This is a genomic window from Bacillus sp. MBGLi79 (assembly GCF_002953915.1).
In genome coordinates this window covers 4,618,646-4,635,485 of sequence record NZ_CP026521.1, presented here as the reverse complement: position 1 = coordinate 4,635,485, position 16,840 = coordinate 4,618,646, and the positions used below count along the sequence as shown (strand labels likewise).

Genomic DNA, 16,840 nt, shown 5'->3' with positions numbered 1-16,840 from the left:
AAAAAGGCACAGTCCCTCATGACTGTGCCTTTTTCTTTACTTTTTATTTTCTTCGGCCCGTTTGATCAGCATGTCGGCGATGATATCCACCTGTTTGCTGACAGAAATCGGATCGTACGGGTAGAACGTGTCGAAGTCATTGATAAACACGCGATTATGTTTAACAGCGTCAAGGTTCTTCCAAATAGAGGAATTCTCCAGCTTGTCGAGTGTTTTGCTTTCGCCTTTCGGGTTGTAGTCCGTAATGAACATATAATCTGCGGCATACTCAGGAATCACCTCTTGAGAGAGCTGTTTCATCTCTCCTTTTTTGATGACATCTTGTTCAATTTTTTCAGGCGCTTTTAACCCGAGCGCATTGTATACAGCTTGGCCGCCGCGTCCGCCATTGTCATTGAACACCCAGAATTCGCCCTTGTCTGTGTTTTCATAAATGCCGAAGGTCGCATCCTTGTCGATGACGCCGGCAATTCTCTTTTTAGCCGCGTCCGCTTTTTTGTTAAAGTCAGCCATAAATGAGGTTGCTTTGTCTTTCGCTCCTGCGATATCTCCGAACATGCTGACTGTGTCCTCGACGTTTTTCGCTGTGTTATAAGGTATGACAACAGTCGGAGCGATTTTCTTTAATTTATCGACATTCTCTTCATTCATGACAACAATGAGGTCAGGCTGAAGCTCCATCACTTTTTCAACGCTGATTGGATCACCGACATCCTTCACATTTTTCAGCTTTGATTTTAAAAACGGATTATCAAATGACCACGAGCCTGAGCCGACTACATTGGCTCCGACAGAAAGCAATTCACCGGCATAAAAATCAGTGACGATGCGTTTTGGATGTGCAGGAATGTTGACGTTCCCTTTAGGTGATTTATATGTTCTCATTTCTGTTTTTTCGGAAGCAGAATCGCTTGAGCTCCCTTTAGAAGCCGTGCCGCTGCAAGCGCTGACAAACATGAGAAGCAGCACAAGCATGCCCACGAGCAATGTGTTCTTTTTCATCAAAAACCCTCCCAATATGTATGTAAATAGATTAGTAATGATTATCATTATCAATTAATAATATAGCAAGAAACCCATTCTCCGTCTATCACTATTTTCAAGGAAGAACGTTTTTTCATTTATAGGTGACGCGGTATGCCTAATCGATTATTATAGGTAAATAGGAGGAGAAAAATATGGGAATTACAAAAAGAGGTGCCGCTTGGGAATGGCTGCATAGCTGGTGGATGCTGTTTATTTTCATGCCTTTTGCCATTACCAGTTTTTTTGCCTTTTTATTTATTGGCATCAAGGTTAGAAATAGAAAGTGGATAATGTACGGCATCATTTATTTTTTCATTTTTGCGTTTGGTTTTGTTTTGCCCGATCTGCCTGGCGTTTTTGTTGTGCTCCCGTTGTGGGCTGTGACCATTATTCACGGCTTTAAAGTGCGCCCGCTGTATTTGATTCAGCTGGATGTCTACAAGGATCATGTGGAGGCACGGGCTTTTGCTGAGGCAAGAAGTGAAGCCGAAAGCAGATTTCATGCGCCGAAACAGTCTATTCAGGATATACATATTCGCAAAGAACAGTAAGAAAAAAGCTCAACACTCGCATTGTGTTGAGCTTTTTCTATCCTACTGCTGGTAGGATTGCTGTTGAAATGGCGTATTTTGGCCGAATGGAAGTGTAGACACATTCGTATTCATCACGCTGGATTGTCCAGTAAGTTCCTGCTGCATTTGGTTGCACATGTTGACAACCTGCTGGCATTTTTGAATCGCCATGTCATGTCCGTGCAGCGCTTGTTGAATTGTATGTGCAGCTTGTTGTTCGTGATTTAGAATCTGCTGCAGCATTTGGATGTTTTGCTGCTCCTGGTGAAGCATTTGGCGGTATTGCTGGCTGCTTTGCTGTGTTTGCTGAATGAGCTGCTGAGCAGTCTGGCGGCATTGGTTCAGCTGCTGCAAGCCGTGTTGTGTATGATGCATAAATCATTCCTCCATGTGATCGATTGACGTGAGTCGGTATTATCATGCAACTGGCATGAAAAGAAATTCTGTCAAAGAGGAACTACAATTATTTTCCTCGGCCCCTCTGTCTTTGAATGAAAACGGTAAAGATTGTATACTGGGTACAAACCCTTTTTATGTAAATGTTCCGTTTTAACATATAAGAATGGCGGAAAACGAAACCCTGAATTGGGAGAATCGTATTCCGCTTTTTTTCTTTGTTTGCTCAGAAACCGCCTTCCCCTGCAGTAAATGGGATATTCAGTCTGTTTTCTACTGTGCGGAGGCGCTGATTGAGCCGATTTAAGCGGCGTGTATGGCGTTCAACAGCCTGGCTTAGCTGATTGACCTGTTCGGCAATCCGTGCAATTTCCCGATTTTGACGGCGGTCTTCGTTTGTGAGACGGGTTAATTCTCTCGACTGCTGTTCATTTTGCCGTTCAAGTGCCGCGATTCTTCTTTCCAATGCAGGCTGTCTTTCCATTTGGTATGGCTCGTATATATCCTGCTGTGGATAAGGGCTGTATTCATAGTGGCTATAGTAAGGTTCCTGCTGAGGCAGCTGTGGGCTGTAATATTGATAAGGGTTCATTATGATCAATCTCCTTGTGGGTGAATTCCTTATAACTTATGTAGTCATTGGCACAGTGTCACGGCATTCGCCTAAAAAAAGGAGGAAAGGATGTGGATCTCCTTGAAAAACAAATATGGCATTTTGTTATTCATTGCTGTATGCATGATGGTATCGGGCTGCCAGCAGCAAAAAGAAGAGACGCCGTTTTATTACGGAACGTGGGATGAGGGGATTGCCCCCGGGCCAACGGACGGCGTGAAATCAGCAACGGTCACATTTACCAAAGACGAGGTTGTGGAAACGGAAGTAATGGAAGGAAGAGGAGAGGTACAGCTGCCTTTTATGGCATACAAGGTGATCTCCCAAAGCGCTGACGGGTCTATCGAGATTCAGTATCTCGGTCCCTATTATCCGCTCAAAAGCACGCTGAAAAGAGGAGAAAACGGGACATTGATATGGGAGCAAAACGGACAGACAAAAACGATGACAAGAATCGAATCAAAGACCGGCAGGGAGGAGAAAGATGAGAAATAAAAAAGCCGAAAGACTGGTGGCAGCGGGACTTGTTTTACATATCATTCAGTGGATATTTATATTATGGGCTTTTCTCAAGGTCAAACATTTATTTAGTGACTATACGATCTATAACCCTAATGTCATCAGCGGCTCCATGCAGTCCTTATCGTTTATCCAAATGATGCGCGCTATGGTGTACTCAGGGGCAATCGTGAATTATGTGTTGTTTTTTGCCCTTGTATTGCTTATTTATGGCATCGTGCTTCATGCCATCCTGATCGTTCTGGAAATGGCGGCTTACGTTATGATCAGACGGAATTCTGCATCTTCATGGGGGTTCTTTTTCATCGCGGCGGGTGTGAAGCTTGCCATCTTGAATATAACCGGCATTCCGTTTTTAGCTGCCGGCTTTATGCTGATGAAACAGAAAAAAGCAGAAAACGTCGTGAAAACAGAAAGAAAGCGGGAACCACGAAAACGTATCCGAAGACAAGGGCGGCGTCTAATCCGGAGAAAACCATCTCTTCCGGTTGAATATCAAAAAGGAAAAACGATATGATGGGACTATAGACTGAAAACGACATGAAGGAGATGCAGGATGTACAAACTCATTGCAATTGATATGGATGGAACACTTTTAAATGATCATCATGAAGTAACAGAGGAGGTCCGCGACGCGCTTCACGCGGCAAAAGCGGAAGGTGTCAAAATCGTGCTTTGCACCGGCCGGCCTATCGGGGGTGTGCGGAGATACTTAGATGAACTGAATTTAATTGAAGAAGGCGACTATGTTATCGCGTACAATGGAGCGCTTGTTCAAAATACGCATACAAATGAAGTGGTCTCAGAGCTGTCTCTCGGCTATGATGATTTGGCTTCATTATATGACCTGAGCTTAGAGCTGAAGACGCCGATGCATTTCTTTGACTCATCTCATTTGTATACGCCTAACCGGGATATTAGCGAATTTACCGTATACGAATCCTATGTGACACAGGTGCCGCTTCATTTCCGCAAGATTGACGAGGTGCCAAAAGATATCCTGATCCCGAAAGTGATGTTTATTGATCAACCGGAGAACTTAAGCCGCGTCATTACATCGATTCCGAAAGACGTGAGAGAAAAATATACAATGGTCAGAAGCGCGCCGTTCTTTTACGAAATTCTGCACCCGGAAGCCAGCAAAGGAAATGCTGTACGCCAGCTGGCACAGCTGCTTGGAATCGAGCAGGCTGAAGTCATGAGCATAGGCGACAACGGGAACGACCTGACAATGATCGAATGGGCGGGCTGCGGGGTTGCCATGGCAAACGCCATCCCAGAAGTATTGGAAGCCGCGAACTTTCAAACACGCTCCAATAATGAACATGGTGTTGCGCATGCGATTCACGAGCTTGTTTTGGCGAAATAATAATGAAATCCAGCCTTTAAGGCTGGATTTTTTGTTATGTTGTGCCCGGCCGGTCTGTAAGCGCCATGAGGTTTTTTTGCGGAATGGACGCTACAACTTCTTTTCCTGCTGCCTTATAATATCAGCGATTGATCATGAAACTGCAACATTTCTGATTGGCTCTGATACAGCAGGGGCTAGTAAAAATAAAAAGGAAGCTTTCACCATAAACATCAGCATAGTACCTTGAAAGAATCTCTTCGTCTTTATGTTGGAAGGTGATGTCAATCTTTTGACGAATCTCTTTGTCTTTCGTTATGCTGATAAAACAAGTTGTTCACAAAATGTATGATTTTAGCCTGAAATGGAAAGGGGACTGAATCAGATGTGCACAAGTCTTACATTGGAAACTGCTGACCGGAATCATTTATTAGCGAGAACAATGGATTTCGCATTTCAGCTGGGGACGGAGGTCATTCTCTATCCGCGCCGTTACAGCTGGAAGAGTGAAGCTGACGGAAGGGTGCATCAAACACAGTACGCGTTTATCGGTATGGGGAGAAAACTTGGAAATATATTATTTGCCGACGGAGTTAATGAAAGCGGTTTATCTTGTGCGGCGCTTTATTTTATGGGATATGCGGAGTACGAAAAAACACTTCGGGGAGACGGCGTTCATATTGCCCCGCATGAATTTGTAACATGGGCGCTATCAGTTTGTAAGTCTTTGGATGACGTAAAAGAAAAGATCCACTCTTTAACAATTATGGAGAAGAAATTAGATCTATTGGATACCGTTTTACCGCTGCACTGGATATTGTCAGACCGGACGGGACGCAGCCTGACGATCGAACCGAGAGCAGACGGCATCAAAATCTATGACAATCAACCAGGTGTCATGACGAACAGCCCCGACTTTTTATGGCATGTGGCCAATCTTCGGCAATATATAGGAATAAGGCCGAAACAATTTGAGAGCAAGGAGTTGGGCGGATTGATGCTGTCCGCTTTTGGCCAAGGCTCGGGTACAGTGGGTCTGCCGGGAGATTATACACCGCCTTCACGGTTTGTCAGAGCTTGTTTTCTGAAAGAACATCTAGAGCCTGCGGCTGATGAAACGAAAGGTGTATCAGCAGCTTTTCAGCTTTTGGCAAACATGGCGATACCCAAGGGTGCTGTGATAACGGAAGAAGACGAAATTGATTATACGCAATACACTTCTGTGATGTGCAGCGACACGGGAAACTACTACTTTCACCACTACGACAATCGGCAAATCCAAAAAGTAAGTTTATTTCATGAAGACCTAGATCGCCTTGAGCCTAAAGTGTTTTCTGCTAAAGCGGAAGAAAGTATTCTAGAACTTAATTAAGAGACAATGAGCTGATTTCGGTATGAACCCGGGATCAGCTCATTTTTTATGCGATGTCTCAGCTTCTGAATGAGTCAAAATGGACCGATCTGCGACCGCGATCACGCGCGTTTATTAGCAAAGAGCAAAAGCGGCGGCAAAACGCGTATGGTCGGAAGTACAGATATGCATTTATATAAACTTTGAATCAAAACGAGTCTCAGCATCATCAGGCTGTTTTGTAAGGATACAGGTTGCACAAATGCCATCCCATGATGCTGCGAGATTCTTTTCAGCTTAAAAAGAAAAATTTGATCTTAACTCATTGACAAACGTCCAAGACAAAGGTACATTTTGATTTATTCATATTAAACGACTAGGAATATAGGAGTTTATTTTTCGGATTATTCAGCCTAAAACATGATAAAAGGAGTATCGTCATGACAAGCAAAAAGAAACAAATCAAATTAGGGGTATTTTTAGCAGGCACAGGCCATCATGTCGCGTCTTGGCGGCACCCCGACGCGCCTTCAGATGCGAGCATGAATTTGGATTATTTTAAAGAACTTGCGAAAACAGCGGAGCGGGGCAAGCTGGATATGCTGTTTTTAGCGGACAGCCTTTCAATTGACAGCAAATCACACCCAAATGTATTAACAAGGTTTGAGCCATTCACCCTGCTCTCTGCTTTGGCGCAGGTCACATCAAAAATCGGACTGACAGCAACAGCCTCCACTACATATAGCGAGCCGTTTCACATTGCCAGACAGTTTGCGTCATTGGATCATCTGTCCAACGGCCGTGCCGGATGGAACGTCGTCACTTCATCGATTGAATCAACAGCGCTGAATTTCAGCGGTGAAAAACACCTTGAACACCATTTGCGCTACAAGCGGGCAGAGGAATTTGTCGAGGTTGTAAAGGGGCTTTGGGATTCATGGGAAGAGGGCGCCTTTATCCGCAATAAAGAAACAGGTGAATTCTTTGAGAAGGAAAAAATGCATGAGCTGAACCACAAAGGAGAATATTTCTCGGTTCGCGGGCCACTGAACGTTTCAAGAACGCCGCAGGGCCAGCCAGTCATTATCCAGGCAGGATCATCAGGAGACGGAAAAGCGCTGGCTGCCGGAACAGCAGAAGTGATCTTCACAGCGCAAAACCACCTGGAATCCGCTCAAGAATTTTATCAATCCATTAAAGAACAGGCTGCGGAATTCGGACGTGATCCAGAGAAAATCGCCATCATGCCGGGGATTTTCCCGATCATTGCTGATACCGAAGAAGCAGCGAAAGCCAAATACAAGGAGCTTCAAGACCTGATTATTCCATCCGTCGGTCTGCAAATTCTCCAAAATTATTTAGGCGGAATTGATTTGTCGGCGTATCCGCTTGACGGGCCTCTGCCGAAGCTTGACGCAGAAGCTTCCAATGCGGTGAAGAGCCGCTTCAAGCTTGTTCAGGAAATGGCTGAACGGGACAATATGACGATACGCGAGCTTTACAAATACGTTGCAGGCTCCAGAGGACACCATATCTTCGTCGGCACGCCGGAGCAGCTCGCTGACAAGATGCAGGAATGGGTGGAAAAGGAAGCGTGTGACGGGTTTAATATCATGCCTCCGCTTCTACCAGAAGGAATTGAAGTGTTTGTTGATCAAGTGGTTCCGATTTTACAGGAGCGCGGCGTGTTCAGAAAAGAATATGAAGGCACAACATTACGAGAGCACTTCGGTTTGGAAAAGCCGGTCAACCGCTATGCAAAGTAAGGAGGAACGCTAGATGAAGCCACAATATCGCCTTGCAGTTGAACGTGATGCTGAACAGCTTCTCGAGCTGACATTGCGGGCTTATGAACCGATTCGAAAGCTCGGCATTCGTTTTGCCGCCGCTCATGCGGATTTGGATTTGGTGCTGAAAAATATCCGGAAAAACGCCTGCTACGTCATGGAAGAAGACGGGCGGATCATCGCGACCATCTCCTTAAGAATGCCATGGGGACAGCAGCCGGGACCGTATGGCGTTCCGCATATCTGGTGGTTCGCTGTGGACCCTGACACCGGTAAAAAAGGAATCGGAACAAAGCTGCTTCAATGGCTGGAGGAAACAATCCTTCGTGATACGTTAAAGGTTCCGTTTGTCTCACTCGGAACAGCAGACAAGCATCCGTGGCTGATTGAGATGTACGAACGAAAAGGATATATCCGCACAGGTGAACAAGACCTTGGCAAAGGGCATATCACAGTTTATATGAAAAAACAATTGCGACATGATCTATAAAAATAGAAAAGGCGGGAAAATCAAATGAAAATGAAAAAATGGATTGTGCTGGTCGTTGCTGCATTATTAGCGGTGCTCTCCGCTTGCGGCAATGGAAACAGCAGCAGTAAAGAGGATGACAATGTGCTTCATGTCGGTGCGACAGGACAAAGTTATCCATTTGCATATAAAGAAAACGGAAAGCTGACAGGTTTTGATGTAGAAGTGATGGAAGCAGTGGCTAAGAAAATTGACATGAAGCTGGACTGGAAGCTGCTTGAATTCAGCGGGCTGATGGGAGAGCTTCAAACAGGCAAGCTTGACACCATTTCCAACCAGGTAGCTGTGACAGACGAACGCAAGGAAACGTATAACTTTACGAAACCATACGCTTATGCGGGAACACAGATTGTCGTCAAAAAAGACAATACAGATATCAAATCAGCAGACGATTTAAAAGGGAAGACAGTCGCGGCCGTTCTCGGTTCAAACCACGCGAAAAACCTTGAAAGCAAAGATCCTGATAAAAAAATCAATATCAAAACGTACGAAACACAAGAGGGCACGCTGAAGGATGTTGCGTACGGCCGTGTTGACGCTTATGTTAACAGCCGAACTGTATTGATCGCGCAAATCAAGAAGACCGGTTTGCCATTAAAGCTTGCCGGAGATCCGATTGTTTACGAACAGGTTGCATTCCCATTCGCTAAGGACGATGCGCACGACAAGCTCCGCAAAAAAGTCAATAAGGCGCTTGATGAATTGCGTAAAGACGGAACACTGAAAAAACTCTCTGAAAAATATTTTAATGAAGATATCACAGTAGAACAGAAGCATTAAGAAACGGCGGTGAATCACCAGAATGAACACGATTGATTGGGAATTCATGATATCAGCGTTCCCGACTTTAATTCAGGCCCTTCCGATCACCTTGTTTATGGCCATAGCGGCTATGATTTTTGCCATTATCGGAGGACTTATTCTCGCACTCATTACAAAGAACAAAATTCCAGTGCTTCATCAGCTGTCAAAGCTGTATATATCCTTTTTCCGGGGCGTGCCGACACTTGTGCAACTGTTCTTAATCTATTACGGGCTGCCGCAGCTCTTTCCAGAGATGAGCAAAATGACAGCTCTCACTGCCGCCATCATCGGGTTAAGCTTAAAAAACGCCGCTTATTTGGCAGAAATATTCCGGGCGGCCCTCAATTCGGTTGATGACGGGCAGCTGGAGGCGTGTCTGTCTGTCGGCATGACAAAACTTCAGGCATACAGACGGATTATTTTGCCGCAAGCGATCCGAAATGCGATTCCGGCAACGGGTAATACATTTATCGGACTGCTAAAAGAAACGTCACTGGCCTTTACATTAGGGGTCATGGAGATGTTCGCCCAAGGGAAGATGTACGCCTCAGGAAACCTCAAATATTTTGAGACGTATTTGGCGGTTGCGATCGTCTATTGGGCTCTTACCATTATCTACAGCATGTTGCAGGACTTGTTTGAACGCGCCATGAGCAAGCCATACCGGACTTAGAGGTGAAATCAGTTGATAACAGTAAAAAATATTCGCAAAGCGTTTAAAGATCTCGTCGTGCTAGATGGAATCGATCTAGAAGTGAAGCGCGGAGAAGTGGTGGCGATCATCGGTCCGTCCGGTTCCGGAAAATCAACGCTTCTCCGGTGCTTGAATCTATTAGAACGTCCGGATCAAGGCCTCATTGAAATTGGAGAAGCCAAACTGAACGCGGAAAAATTCACACGCAAAGAAGCACACCGGCTTCGCCAGCAAACGGCCATGGTTTTTCAAAACTACAATTTGTTTAAAAATAAAACGGCTTTGCAAAACATTACAGAAGCTTTAATTGTGGCTCAACACAAATCACGCGACGAAGCAAAACGCATTGGAATGGAGATTCTGAAACAAGTCGGTCTGGAGCATAAGGCTGACAGCTATCCGATCACAATGTCCGGCGGCCAGCAGCAGCGAATTGGCATCGCCCGGGCGCTTGCGGTCAATCCGCATGCGATTTTACTGGATGAACCAACGTCAGCGCTTGACCCTGAGCTCGTCACAGGGGTGCTTCAGGTCATCAAATCCATTGCGGAAAAACAAACAACGATGATCATCGTGACACACGAAATGGCGTTTGCAAAAGAGGTCGCTGATCAAGTGATTTTTATGGCAGACGGCCATATTATCGAACAGGGAACGCCAGAAGAACTGTTTGACCATCCAAAGAACGAACGGACAAAACGGTTTATCAAGCAGGTGGGAGAGCCTGCAGAGATTATATAAGAAGGGGAGAAGAACAATGGCCGACAAAACGTTTCATACCCGTTTAATCAATATGCGGCGTGATCTTCATGAACATCCTGAACTGTCATTTCAAGAGATTGAAACGACGAAAAAAATCCGCCGCTGGCTTGAGGAGGAGCAAATCGAAATACTGGACGTTCCTCAATTGGAGACTGGTGTGATTGCGGAAATCAAAGGACGGGCAGACGGCCCTGTGATAGCCATACGGGCGGACATTGACGCGCTCCCGATCCATGAACAGACGAACCTGCCGTTTGCTTCTAAGGTTGACGGTACGATGCATGCGTGCGGACACGATTTTCATACCGCTTCTATTATTGGCACAGCGATTTTGCTGAACCAAAGACGGGATGAGCTGAAAGGTACCGTCCGCTTTATCTTTCAGCCGGCCGAAGAAATTGCCGCGGGAGCAAGAAAGGTCATAGAAGCTGGCGTGCTTGATGGTGTTTCTGCCATTTTCGGCATGCACAATAAGCCGGATCTGCCTGTCGGGACCATTGGTGTAAAGGAAGGTCCGTTAATGGCAAGTGTTGACCGGTTTGAGATCGTCATCAAAGGGAAAGGCGGTCACGCCGGCATCCCGAATAACAGTATTGATCCAATTGCTGCCGCAGGACAAATCATCAGCGGCCTGCAATCTGTGGTCAGCCGAAACATCAGCTCACTGCAAAACGCAGTCGTCAGTATCACAAGAGTACAGGCGGGCACGTCGTGGAACGTGATTCCAGATCAAGCTGAAATGGAGGGAACGGTTCGAACCTTTCAAAAAGAAGCGAGGCAGGCTGTTCCAGAGCATATGAAACGGGTGGCTGAAGGAATTGCAGCGGGCTATGGGGCACAAGCCGAATTCAAGTGGTTTCCTTATTTGCCTTCCGTTCAGAATTACGGCACCTTTTTGAATGCGGCATCCGAAGCTGCGGCACGGATTGGCTGCCAAACTGTTCACGCTGAGCAGTCTCCGGGCGGAGAAGACTTCGCTCTGTATCAAGAGAAGATCCCGGGTTTTTTTGTCTGGATGGGAACGAACGGAACGGAGGAGTGGCACCATCCAGCCTTTACACTGGATGAAGAAGCCCTTACGGTTGCCTCTCACTACTTTGCGGAACTGGCGGTTATTGTATTGGGGACCATCAAATGAGCAAACAAGGGCTGACAGCAGGTCTTGCAGAGGCTGTGAGAACGTCACAGCCGGAGCATTCAGTTGACGCGATTCGCGAAGCAAAAAAAGGATTACTTGATTTTACTGCCGCTTCATTCGCAGGAAGAGAAGATAAAGGCATTCAAAAGCTCCTCCGTCTGATAGAGGATGAAGGAGGCCGGCCCCTTGTTCCTCTTATTGGACAAGGCAAAAAGGCCGCGCCATTACAATCTGCGATGCTCAATGGGTTTATCGCTCATACATTGGATTTTGATGATGTCCACTCTGATGTAAGAGGGCATCCAAGTGCAGTCATCGTGCCTGCTCTTATTGCTTCTGCCGCTCGCGGACATGACGAGCGGCTTCTTGGCGCTTATGTTGTTGGTGTTGAAGTAATGGCACGGCTGGGCGAATCAATTGGCAGCCGCCACTATGAAAAGGGCTGGCATAATACAGGAACGCTTGGCGCGATTGCTGCCGCCTGCGCCGTAGGTTATGCTGAGGGACTGCCTCAGAAAGAGTTGGAAAAAGCGATTGGTTTTGCGGCTACGCAATCTGCTGGGATGAGGATGCAATTTGGAACAGAAATGAAACCGCTGCACGCCGGTCTGGCGGCCCAGGCTGGCTTGCTGGCCGTTAAGCTGGCCCAATCAGAATTTGGCGGGTCCCGTACGGCACTTGATGGAGAAACTGGTTTTTTCAATCTGTACGGTGATTTGGAAAAAGCACAACACACTTTGCTAAACGATTGGAGCGGACCGTGGAGAATCGTAAAGCCGGGCCTATGGTTTAAAATTTATCCATTTTGTTCCGCGGCACACCATGCTGCAGACGCGGTACGAAAGCTTATCTCTGGAGAAGCCATTTCTGCCGCCAATACCGAGCGGGTTGAAGTGGTTTTTCCGCCAGGCGGAGATGCTGCATTGACGGAACGATCTCCGAAAACTGGAGAGGAAGGCCGTTTCAGCGTTGAATATGTGATTGCTCTTGCTTTGCACGGACACGAGCTGACCATTGAACATTTCACTAGCCAGCCGATCCCTAGCAACATTCAAACAACAATGGGGCGAATTCAGCGAGTATATGACAATGCTATTCAGCCGGCTCCTCATGCCGTTCCGAAAGGCCGTTTCACGATTGTCCGGGCCTATTTATCAGACGGCCGAATTTGCGAAGCGCGTGTGGACTGTCCAAAAGGGGCGCCGGGAAATGAGCTGTCGGAAGAAGACATAAAAGAAAAATTGATAGTAACGGTTCCGCAAGAAAAAGCGCGACGCATTATAACAGCTGTTGAAAAAGCCGATATCAAAGAATTTTTAGCTCATATAGAATAAGATTCAGCTCTATTCGATGATTTCAGATGATATGATAAAACCAATCATACGTTTGAAAAAGGAGAAAACCATGACGGTGAATGACGCGGTTGTATTCATTTTGGCTGCCTTTTTACTATGGGGAGCGGCGGATTATTGTTTGGGAAACAGATGGGGGCTAGGCGAGCGGTTTGCGGACGGCTTCAAGGCTATGGGGCCGCTGGCGCTGTCCATGATCGGTATTGTGTCACTGGCGCCCGTGCTGGCGGCAATCCTGATTCCCATTGTTTCTCCGGTTTACACAGCGATTGGCGCGGACCCTTCTTCCTTTGCGAACACCATTTTGGCGATTGATATGGGAGGATATGCGCTGGCGGGAGAAATGGCGAAAGATCCGCAGGCCGGGCTGTTTTCATGGGTGTTTTTAGGAACAATGATGGGACCGGCAATCGTCTTCACGATTCCCGTCGCTCTTGGCATCATCGAAAAAGAGGACCATCCGTATTTTGCGAAAGGCATATTAATCGGGCTGTGCACAGTGCCGATCGGTTGTTTCACCGGCGGATTATGCGCGGGCTTTGACATCGGCATGATAGGTAAAAACCTTCTGATCCCGAGTCTGTTATCTGCTGTGATCGCTTTTGGGTTATGGAGGTATACCGACAGTATGATTCGGTTGTTTCATCTCTTCGGGAAAGCGGTCAGTGTGGTTGCGATTATCGGGCTTGCGGCTGTCTCCGTTGAAACGCTGACAGGCATTGTGCTGATTCCGGGAATGGAGAATGTCGAGACTGGGATACAAACGACAGGGACCATCGCCATTGCTCTGGCAGGGGCGTTTCCGATGACGGCTTTTATTACAAAAACCTTTAAAAAACCGCTACAGGCTCTGGGTAAATGCCTTCATTTAGATGAGACAGCAACAGCAGGCTTAGTGACCTCTTTGGCGCATCATATCCCGATGCTGGCTTCATTAAAGGATATGACGCCGAGAGGAAAGGTCATCAATGTCGCGTTTGCGGTCAGCGGCGCCTTTGTACTCGGCAGCCATCTCGGTTTTGTAGCCGGAATGAAAAAAGAAATGGCGGCGGCCATGATCATTGGAAAAGTAGCAGGCGGAGTCACAGCTGCCGCCGCGGCTGCTTGGATGATGCCTGCACAGTCAGCTGATCAGCAAAAACGTATCTCAGCCGGCCACAGCTGAGGCAGAAGCTGTTTCAACTTTGTCCAATCGGGAATGTTACAGTAAAGATTTCTGTGAAAGAGGGTTGGACACATGGCGGGGAAAGACCAGTACGTGTCAAAAATAAAACAGGAAACCAAGCCTTGGATCAAACGATTCGGTAGGCTTGGTTATTTTGCATTCGGCGGCGTTTTTATTCTGCTTGGGATTTTGGCATTTATGACGGCTGCCGGGGCAGGCCGCGCGAAAGACTCGAGCGGAGCGCTCCAAACGCTATCACACATGCCGTATGGATCGTTATTGCTTTTTTTAATAGGTGTCGGCCTTATCGGCTATGTGATCTGGATGGTGTTAAGCGCGATCAAGGACACGGAGGGCCACGGAAACAGCAGGCGCGGCCTGTCACGGAGAATAGGAAACTTTTTCAGTGCCGCCGTTTACGCATCCATCGCTTGGAATGCCTTGCGATTTGTGTTTGGCCAAGGGAAAGGCGGCACTTCAGAACAGACGTGGTCAGCTTACATATTGGCGCAGCCGTTCGGCCAATGGCTTACAGGGCTTACGGGTGCGGGTTTTATCGTATTTGCGATTGTTCAATTTATGAAAGGCGTTCGGGCTGCTTTTATGAAAGAATTCGATACATCAAAAATGAACAAACAGATGATATGCATTACGAAAAACACCGGACGCGCAGGCAATATCGCCCGCGCCATTATTTTCTCAGCCATCGGCTATTTTCTCATCAAGACAGCCATGACCGCTGATCCTGACGACACAAGAGGCTTTGACGGTGCGCTCGCCGAACTCGCGCAGCAGCCGCATGGCAAATTGATTCTATCTATATTAGCGTTAGGCCTGATCTTATATGGAATGTATGCCATTATGAAAGGCATTTATCAGCATATGTCATGGGAGAGGTGAGCTCTCGGCGGGTCCGCGCCAAGGGCGTTTTTCAGTTTCTCAGAAATCAGGTGGATGAAAGCTGGCGCCAGCCTGTATAATAAAAGCAAATCAAAAGCAGTTTTCATCAGGACTGATCCACAAGGAGGTGCGGAATGGATCGGGAAAAACAACAATTAAGCATAGAAGCGGCAAGGCTTTACTATCAGTCTGACTACAGTCAGCAGCAAATTGCTGAGCAGCTCAACATTTCAAGGCCAACCGTTTCCCGGCTGCTGCAATATGCAAAGGAAAAAGGGTATGTCCAGATTCGCGTCATGGACCCTTTTGAGGATTTGGATGCGCTCGGTTCCATGCTTGAAGAGAAATATGGTCTCCTCGAGGCGCATGTTGTGTTTTCCCCGACACCCGATTATGCAGGAATTACACATGACCTAAGCCGCTATGGTGCAGAATATATGCATGAAACGGTAAAAGACGGCGACATTGTCGGCGTCAGCTGGGGAACCACCATGTATCAAATCGCGCAAAACATGCAGCCGAAGCAGGTAAAAGGCGTCGAGGTCGTCCAGCTGAAAGGCGGTATCAGCCACTCGCGGGTGAACACGTATTCCGCTGAAACAATTCAGCTGTTTGCGGAGGCTTTTCAAACGATGCCGCGCTATCTCCCGCTGCCCGTCGTATTTGATAATGCGGATGTGAAGCGAATGGTAGAGAAAGACCGTCATATTGAGCGGATTATTGAAATGGGCAAGCAGGCGAATATCGCTCTCTTCACGGTGGGCACTGTCCGTGACGAAGCGCTGTTGTTTCGGCTCGGATATTTTAACGAAGAAGAGAAAGCCCTGCTGAAAAAACAGGCCGTTGGGGATATTTGTTCACGCTTTTTTGATGCGAAAGGGAATATTTGCAGCAGTGCCATCAATGACCGGACCATCGGTGTTGAGCTTGAAGACCTCAGACTGAAGGAACGCTCGATTTTAGTGGCCGGCGGAAGCAGAAAAGTATCTTCCATTCACGGAGCATTAACCGGAAAATATGCCAATGTTTTAATCATTGACCAGCATACCGCAAGGGTGCTTGTTAATGATTTGTGACACGTTCAAACCGTTCGCTGAACAAAATTTCAATTACCAATTTACATATGTTCAAAAGTCGGTTATGCTAAAAAATATCTTAACAAAAAAGGAAGTGTGCGAAGGATGTCATTAGCTAACATAATTGATCATACAGCTTTGAAACCGCATACACAAAAAGCGGAAATTCTAAAACTTATTGAAGAAGCGAAAACATATAAGTTTGCTTCAGTATGTGTCAATCCGACATGGGTGGCGCTTGCTGCGAAAGAGCTCAAGGGAACTGGAGTCGACGTTTGTACGGTCATCGGCTTCCCGCTCGGTGCCAATACAACTGAAACAAAAGCGTTCGAAACAAAAGACGCCATTTCAAAAGGCGCCACTGAAGTGGATATGGTCATTAATATTGCCGCTTTAAAAGACAAGGAAGACGATGTGGTGGAAGCTGATATCCGCGGTGTAGTGGAAGCTGCAGCCGGAAAAGCGCTTGTCAAAGTCATTATCGAAACGTGCCTTCTGACTGATGAAGAAAAAGAACGTGCATGCCGTTTAGCGGTGTCTGCGGGAGCGGATTTCGTAAAAACATCAACAGGCTTTTCTACAGGCGGCGCAACGAAGGAAGATATCGCCTTAATGCGCAAAACAGTAGGACCTGATATCGGCGTGAAAGCATCTGGCGGCGTCAGAACGAAAGAAGATGTAGACACAATGGTTGAGGCTGGAGCAAGCCGAATTGGCGCCAGCGCAGGCGTTTCTATCGTAAAAGGAGAAAATGCATCAAGCGGGGACAACTATTAAAAAGCTGACGGAAGGCAGACTGCTTTCCGTT

The 16,840-nt window shown here is 46.8% G+C and carries 19 protein-coding genes; 16 read left to right on the top strand and 3 right to left on the bottom strand.

Annotated elements, in window-relative coordinates:
* Nucleotides 1-36: 36 nt before the first annotated feature.
* Complete coding sequence (locus C1T29_RS23635; RefSeq protein WP_040081278.1) at nt 37-1,002, bottom strand: iron-hydroxamate ABC transporter substrate-binding protein; 966 nt, start codon at nt 1,000-1,002, stop codon at nt 37-39.
* A 176-nt stretch (nt 1,003-1,178) separates the two neighbouring features.
* Here C1T29_RS23635 and C1T29_RS23630 point away from each other — a divergent pair, with 176 nt between their 5' ends.
* Nucleotides 1,179-1,577, top strand: coding sequence for a hypothetical protein (locus C1T29_RS23630; RefSeq protein ID WP_069150640.1), 399 nt, complete (start codon nt 1,179-1,181; stop codon nt 1,575-1,577).
* A 42-nt stretch (nt 1,578-1,619) separates the two neighbouring features.
* On the opposite strand, the gene C1T29_RS23625 is transcribed toward C1T29_RS23630, so the two are convergent.
* A complete protein-coding gene (locus tag C1T29_RS23625) occupies nt 1,620-1,973 on the bottom strand; it encodes a hypothetical protein (RefSeq protein ID WP_014666007.1) in 354 nt (117 codons plus the stop codon).
* A gap of 247 nt (nt 1,974-2,220) precedes the next feature.
* Nucleotides 2,221-2,586 (bottom strand): inner spore coat protein CotNE, encoded by a 366-nt coding sequence (gene cotNE, locus C1T29_RS23620; protein WP_014666005.1) that lies wholly within the window; start codon nt 2,584-2,586, stop codon nt 2,221-2,223.
* Between the two features lie 90 nt (nt 2,587-2,676).
* Here cotNE and C1T29_RS23615 point away from each other — a divergent pair, with 90 nt between their 5' ends.
* The 15 genes from C1T29_RS23615 (at nt 2,677) to deoC (ending at nt 16,809) form a co-directional block, all read left to right on the top strand.
* The gene (locus C1T29_RS23615; RefSeq protein WP_095431034.1) at nt 2,677-3,102 is read left to right on the top strand and encodes a DUF3255 family protein; all 426 of its coding nucleotides are present in this window, start codon (nt 2,677-2,679) and stop codon (nt 3,100-3,102) included.
* The gene (locus C1T29_RS23610) at nt 3,092-3,643 is read left to right on the top strand and encodes a hypothetical protein (RefSeq protein WP_095431035.1); all 552 of its coding nucleotides are present in this window, start codon (nt 3,092-3,094) and stop codon (nt 3,641-3,643) included. The genes C1T29_RS23615 and C1T29_RS23610 overlap by 11 nt, the downstream gene beginning before the upstream one ends.
* A gap of 39 nt (nt 3,644-3,682) precedes the next feature.
* Complete coding sequence (yidA, locus tag C1T29_RS23605; protein WP_103749163.1) at nt 3,683-4,495, top strand: sugar-phosphatase; 813 nt, start codon at nt 3,683-3,685, stop codon at nt 4,493-4,495.
* A gap of 364 nt (nt 4,496-4,859) precedes the next feature.
* Nucleotides 4,860-5,846 carry a choloylglycine hydrolase family protein gene (locus tag C1T29_RS23600; RefSeq protein ID WP_103749164.1) on the top strand — a complete coding sequence of 329 codons (987 nt, stop codon included), beginning with the start codon at nt 4,860-4,862 and terminating at the stop codon, nt 5,844-5,846.
* 419 nt (nt 5,847-6,265) lie between these two features.
* Entirely contained in the window at nt 6,266-7,591 is a 1,326-nt protein-coding gene (locus tag C1T29_RS23595; RefSeq protein WP_103749165.1) for an LLM class flavin-dependent oxidoreductase, read from the top strand.
* A gap of 13 nt (nt 7,592-7,604) precedes the next feature.
* Nucleotides 7,605-8,102: a sulfur-containing aminoacid acetyltransferase SnaB gene (gene snaB, locus C1T29_RS23590; protein ID WP_103749166.1), complete on the top strand. Its 498-nt coding sequence runs from the start codon at nt 7,605-7,607 to the stop codon at nt 8,100-8,102.
* A 24-nt stretch (nt 8,103-8,126) separates the two neighbouring features.
* The gene (locus C1T29_RS23585) at nt 8,127-8,921 is read left to right on the top strand and encodes an amino acid ABC transporter substrate-binding protein (protein ID WP_103749167.1); all 795 of its coding nucleotides are present in this window, start codon (nt 8,127-8,129) and stop codon (nt 8,919-8,921) included.
* A 22-nt stretch (nt 8,922-8,943) separates the two neighbouring features.
* A complete protein-coding gene (locus tag C1T29_RS23580; RefSeq protein ID WP_103749168.1) occupies nt 8,944-9,618 on the top strand; it encodes an amino acid ABC transporter permease in 675 nt (224 codons plus the stop codon).
* A 12-nt stretch (nt 9,619-9,630) separates the two neighbouring features.
* Complete coding sequence (locus C1T29_RS23575) at nt 9,631-10,380, top strand: amino acid ABC transporter ATP-binding protein (RefSeq protein WP_103749169.1); 750 nt, start codon at nt 9,631-9,633, stop codon at nt 10,378-10,380.
* A gap of 16 nt (nt 10,381-10,396) precedes the next feature.
* Nucleotides 10,397-11,539: an N-acetyl-sulfur-metabolite deacetylase SndB gene (gene sndB, locus C1T29_RS23570; RefSeq protein WP_103749170.1), complete on the top strand. Its 1,143-nt coding sequence runs from the start codon at nt 10,397-10,399 to the stop codon at nt 11,537-11,539.
* Nucleotides 11,536-12,873 carry an MmgE/PrpD family protein gene (locus tag C1T29_RS23565; protein ID WP_103749171.1) on the top strand — a complete coding sequence of 446 codons (1,338 nt, stop codon included), beginning with the start codon at nt 11,536-11,538 and terminating at the stop codon, nt 12,871-12,873. The genes sndB and C1T29_RS23565 overlap by 4 nt, the downstream gene beginning before the upstream one ends.
* Before the next feature lie 70 nt (nt 12,874-12,943).
* A complete protein-coding gene (gene eutH / locus C1T29_RS23560) occupies nt 12,944-14,056 on the top strand; it encodes an ethanolamine utilization protein EutH (protein WP_040081296.1) in 1,113 nt (370 codons plus the stop codon).
* A gap of 72 nt (nt 14,057-14,128) precedes the next feature.
* Nucleotides 14,129-14,956, top strand: coding sequence for a DUF1206 domain-containing protein (locus C1T29_RS23555; protein WP_014665990.1), 828 nt, complete (start codon nt 14,129-14,131; stop codon nt 14,954-14,956).
* Between the two features lie 134 nt (nt 14,957-15,090).
* Nucleotides 15,091-16,032: a DNA-binding transcriptional repressor DeoR gene (deoR, locus tag C1T29_RS23550; protein ID WP_040081298.1), complete on the top strand. Its 942-nt coding sequence runs from the start codon at nt 15,091-15,093 to the stop codon at nt 16,030-16,032.
* A gap of 105 nt (nt 16,033-16,137) precedes the next feature.
* The gene (deoC, locus tag C1T29_RS23545) at nt 16,138-16,809 is read left to right on the top strand and encodes a deoxyribose-phosphate aldolase (RefSeq protein WP_103749172.1); all 672 of its coding nucleotides are present in this window, start codon (nt 16,138-16,140) and stop codon (nt 16,807-16,809) included.
* Nucleotides 16,810-16,840 lie beyond the last annotated feature (31 nt).

Excerpts from the sequence above, each read along its gene's own strand:
- C1T29_RS23635 (WP_040081278.1), bottom strand. The coding sequence starts at position 1,002 with ATGAAAAAGAACACATTGCTCGTGGGCATGCTTGTGCTGCTTCTCATG.
- C1T29_RS23630 (WP_069150640.1), top strand. The coding sequence starts at position 1,179 with ATGGGAATTACAAAAAGAGGTGCCGCTTGGGAATGGCTGCATAGCTGG.
- C1T29_RS23625 (WP_014666007.1), bottom strand. The coding sequence starts at position 1,973 with ATGCATCATACACAACACGGCTTGCAGCAGCTGAACCAATGCCGCCAG.
- cotNE (WP_014666005.1), bottom strand. The coding sequence starts at position 2,586 with ATGAACCCTTATCAATATTACAGCCCACAGCTGCCTCAGCAGGAACCT.
- C1T29_RS23615 (WP_095431034.1), top strand. The coding sequence starts at position 2,677 with ATGTGGATCTCCTTGAAAAACAAATATGGCATTTTGTTATTCATTGCT.
- C1T29_RS23610 (WP_095431035.1), top strand. The coding sequence starts at position 3,092 with ATGAGAAATAAAAAAGCCGAAAGACTGGTGGCAGCGGGACTTGTTTTA.
- yidA (WP_103749163.1), top strand. The coding sequence starts at position 3,683 with ATGTACAAACTCATTGCAATTGATATGGATGGAACACTTTTAAATGAT.
- C1T29_RS23600 (WP_103749164.1), top strand. The coding sequence starts at position 4,860 with ATGTGCACAAGTCTTACATTGGAAACTGCTGACCGGAATCATTTATTA.
- C1T29_RS23595 (WP_103749165.1), top strand. The coding sequence starts at position 6,266 with ATGACAAGCAAAAAGAAACAAATCAAATTAGGGGTATTTTTAGCAGGC.
- snaB (WP_103749166.1), top strand. The coding sequence starts at position 7,605 with ATGAAGCCACAATATCGCCTTGCAGTTGAACGTGATGCTGAACAGCTT.
- C1T29_RS23585 (WP_103749167.1), top strand. The coding sequence starts at position 8,127 with ATGAAAATGAAAAAATGGATTGTGCTGGTCGTTGCTGCATTATTAGCG.
- C1T29_RS23580 (WP_103749168.1), top strand. The coding sequence starts at position 8,944 with ATGAACACGATTGATTGGGAATTCATGATATCAGCGTTCCCGACTTTA.
- sndB (WP_103749170.1), top strand. The coding sequence starts at position 10,397 with ATGGCCGACAAAACGTTTCATACCCGTTTAATCAATATGCGGCGTGAT.
- C1T29_RS23565 (WP_103749171.1), top strand. The coding sequence starts at position 11,536 with ATGAGCAAACAAGGGCTGACAGCAGGTCTTGCAGAGGCTGTGAGAACG.
- eutH (WP_040081296.1), top strand. The coding sequence starts at position 12,944 with ATGACGGTGAATGACGCGGTTGTATTCATTTTGGCTGCCTTTTTACTA.
- C1T29_RS23555 (WP_014665990.1), top strand. The coding sequence starts at position 14,129 with ATGGCGGGGAAAGACCAGTACGTGTCAAAAATAAAACAGGAAACCAAG.
- deoR (WP_040081298.1), top strand. The coding sequence starts at position 15,091 with ATGGATCGGGAAAAACAACAATTAAGCATAGAAGCGGCAAGGCTTTAC.
- deoC (WP_103749172.1), top strand. The coding sequence starts at position 16,138 with ATGTCATTAGCTAACATAATTGATCATACAGCTTTGAAACCGCATACA.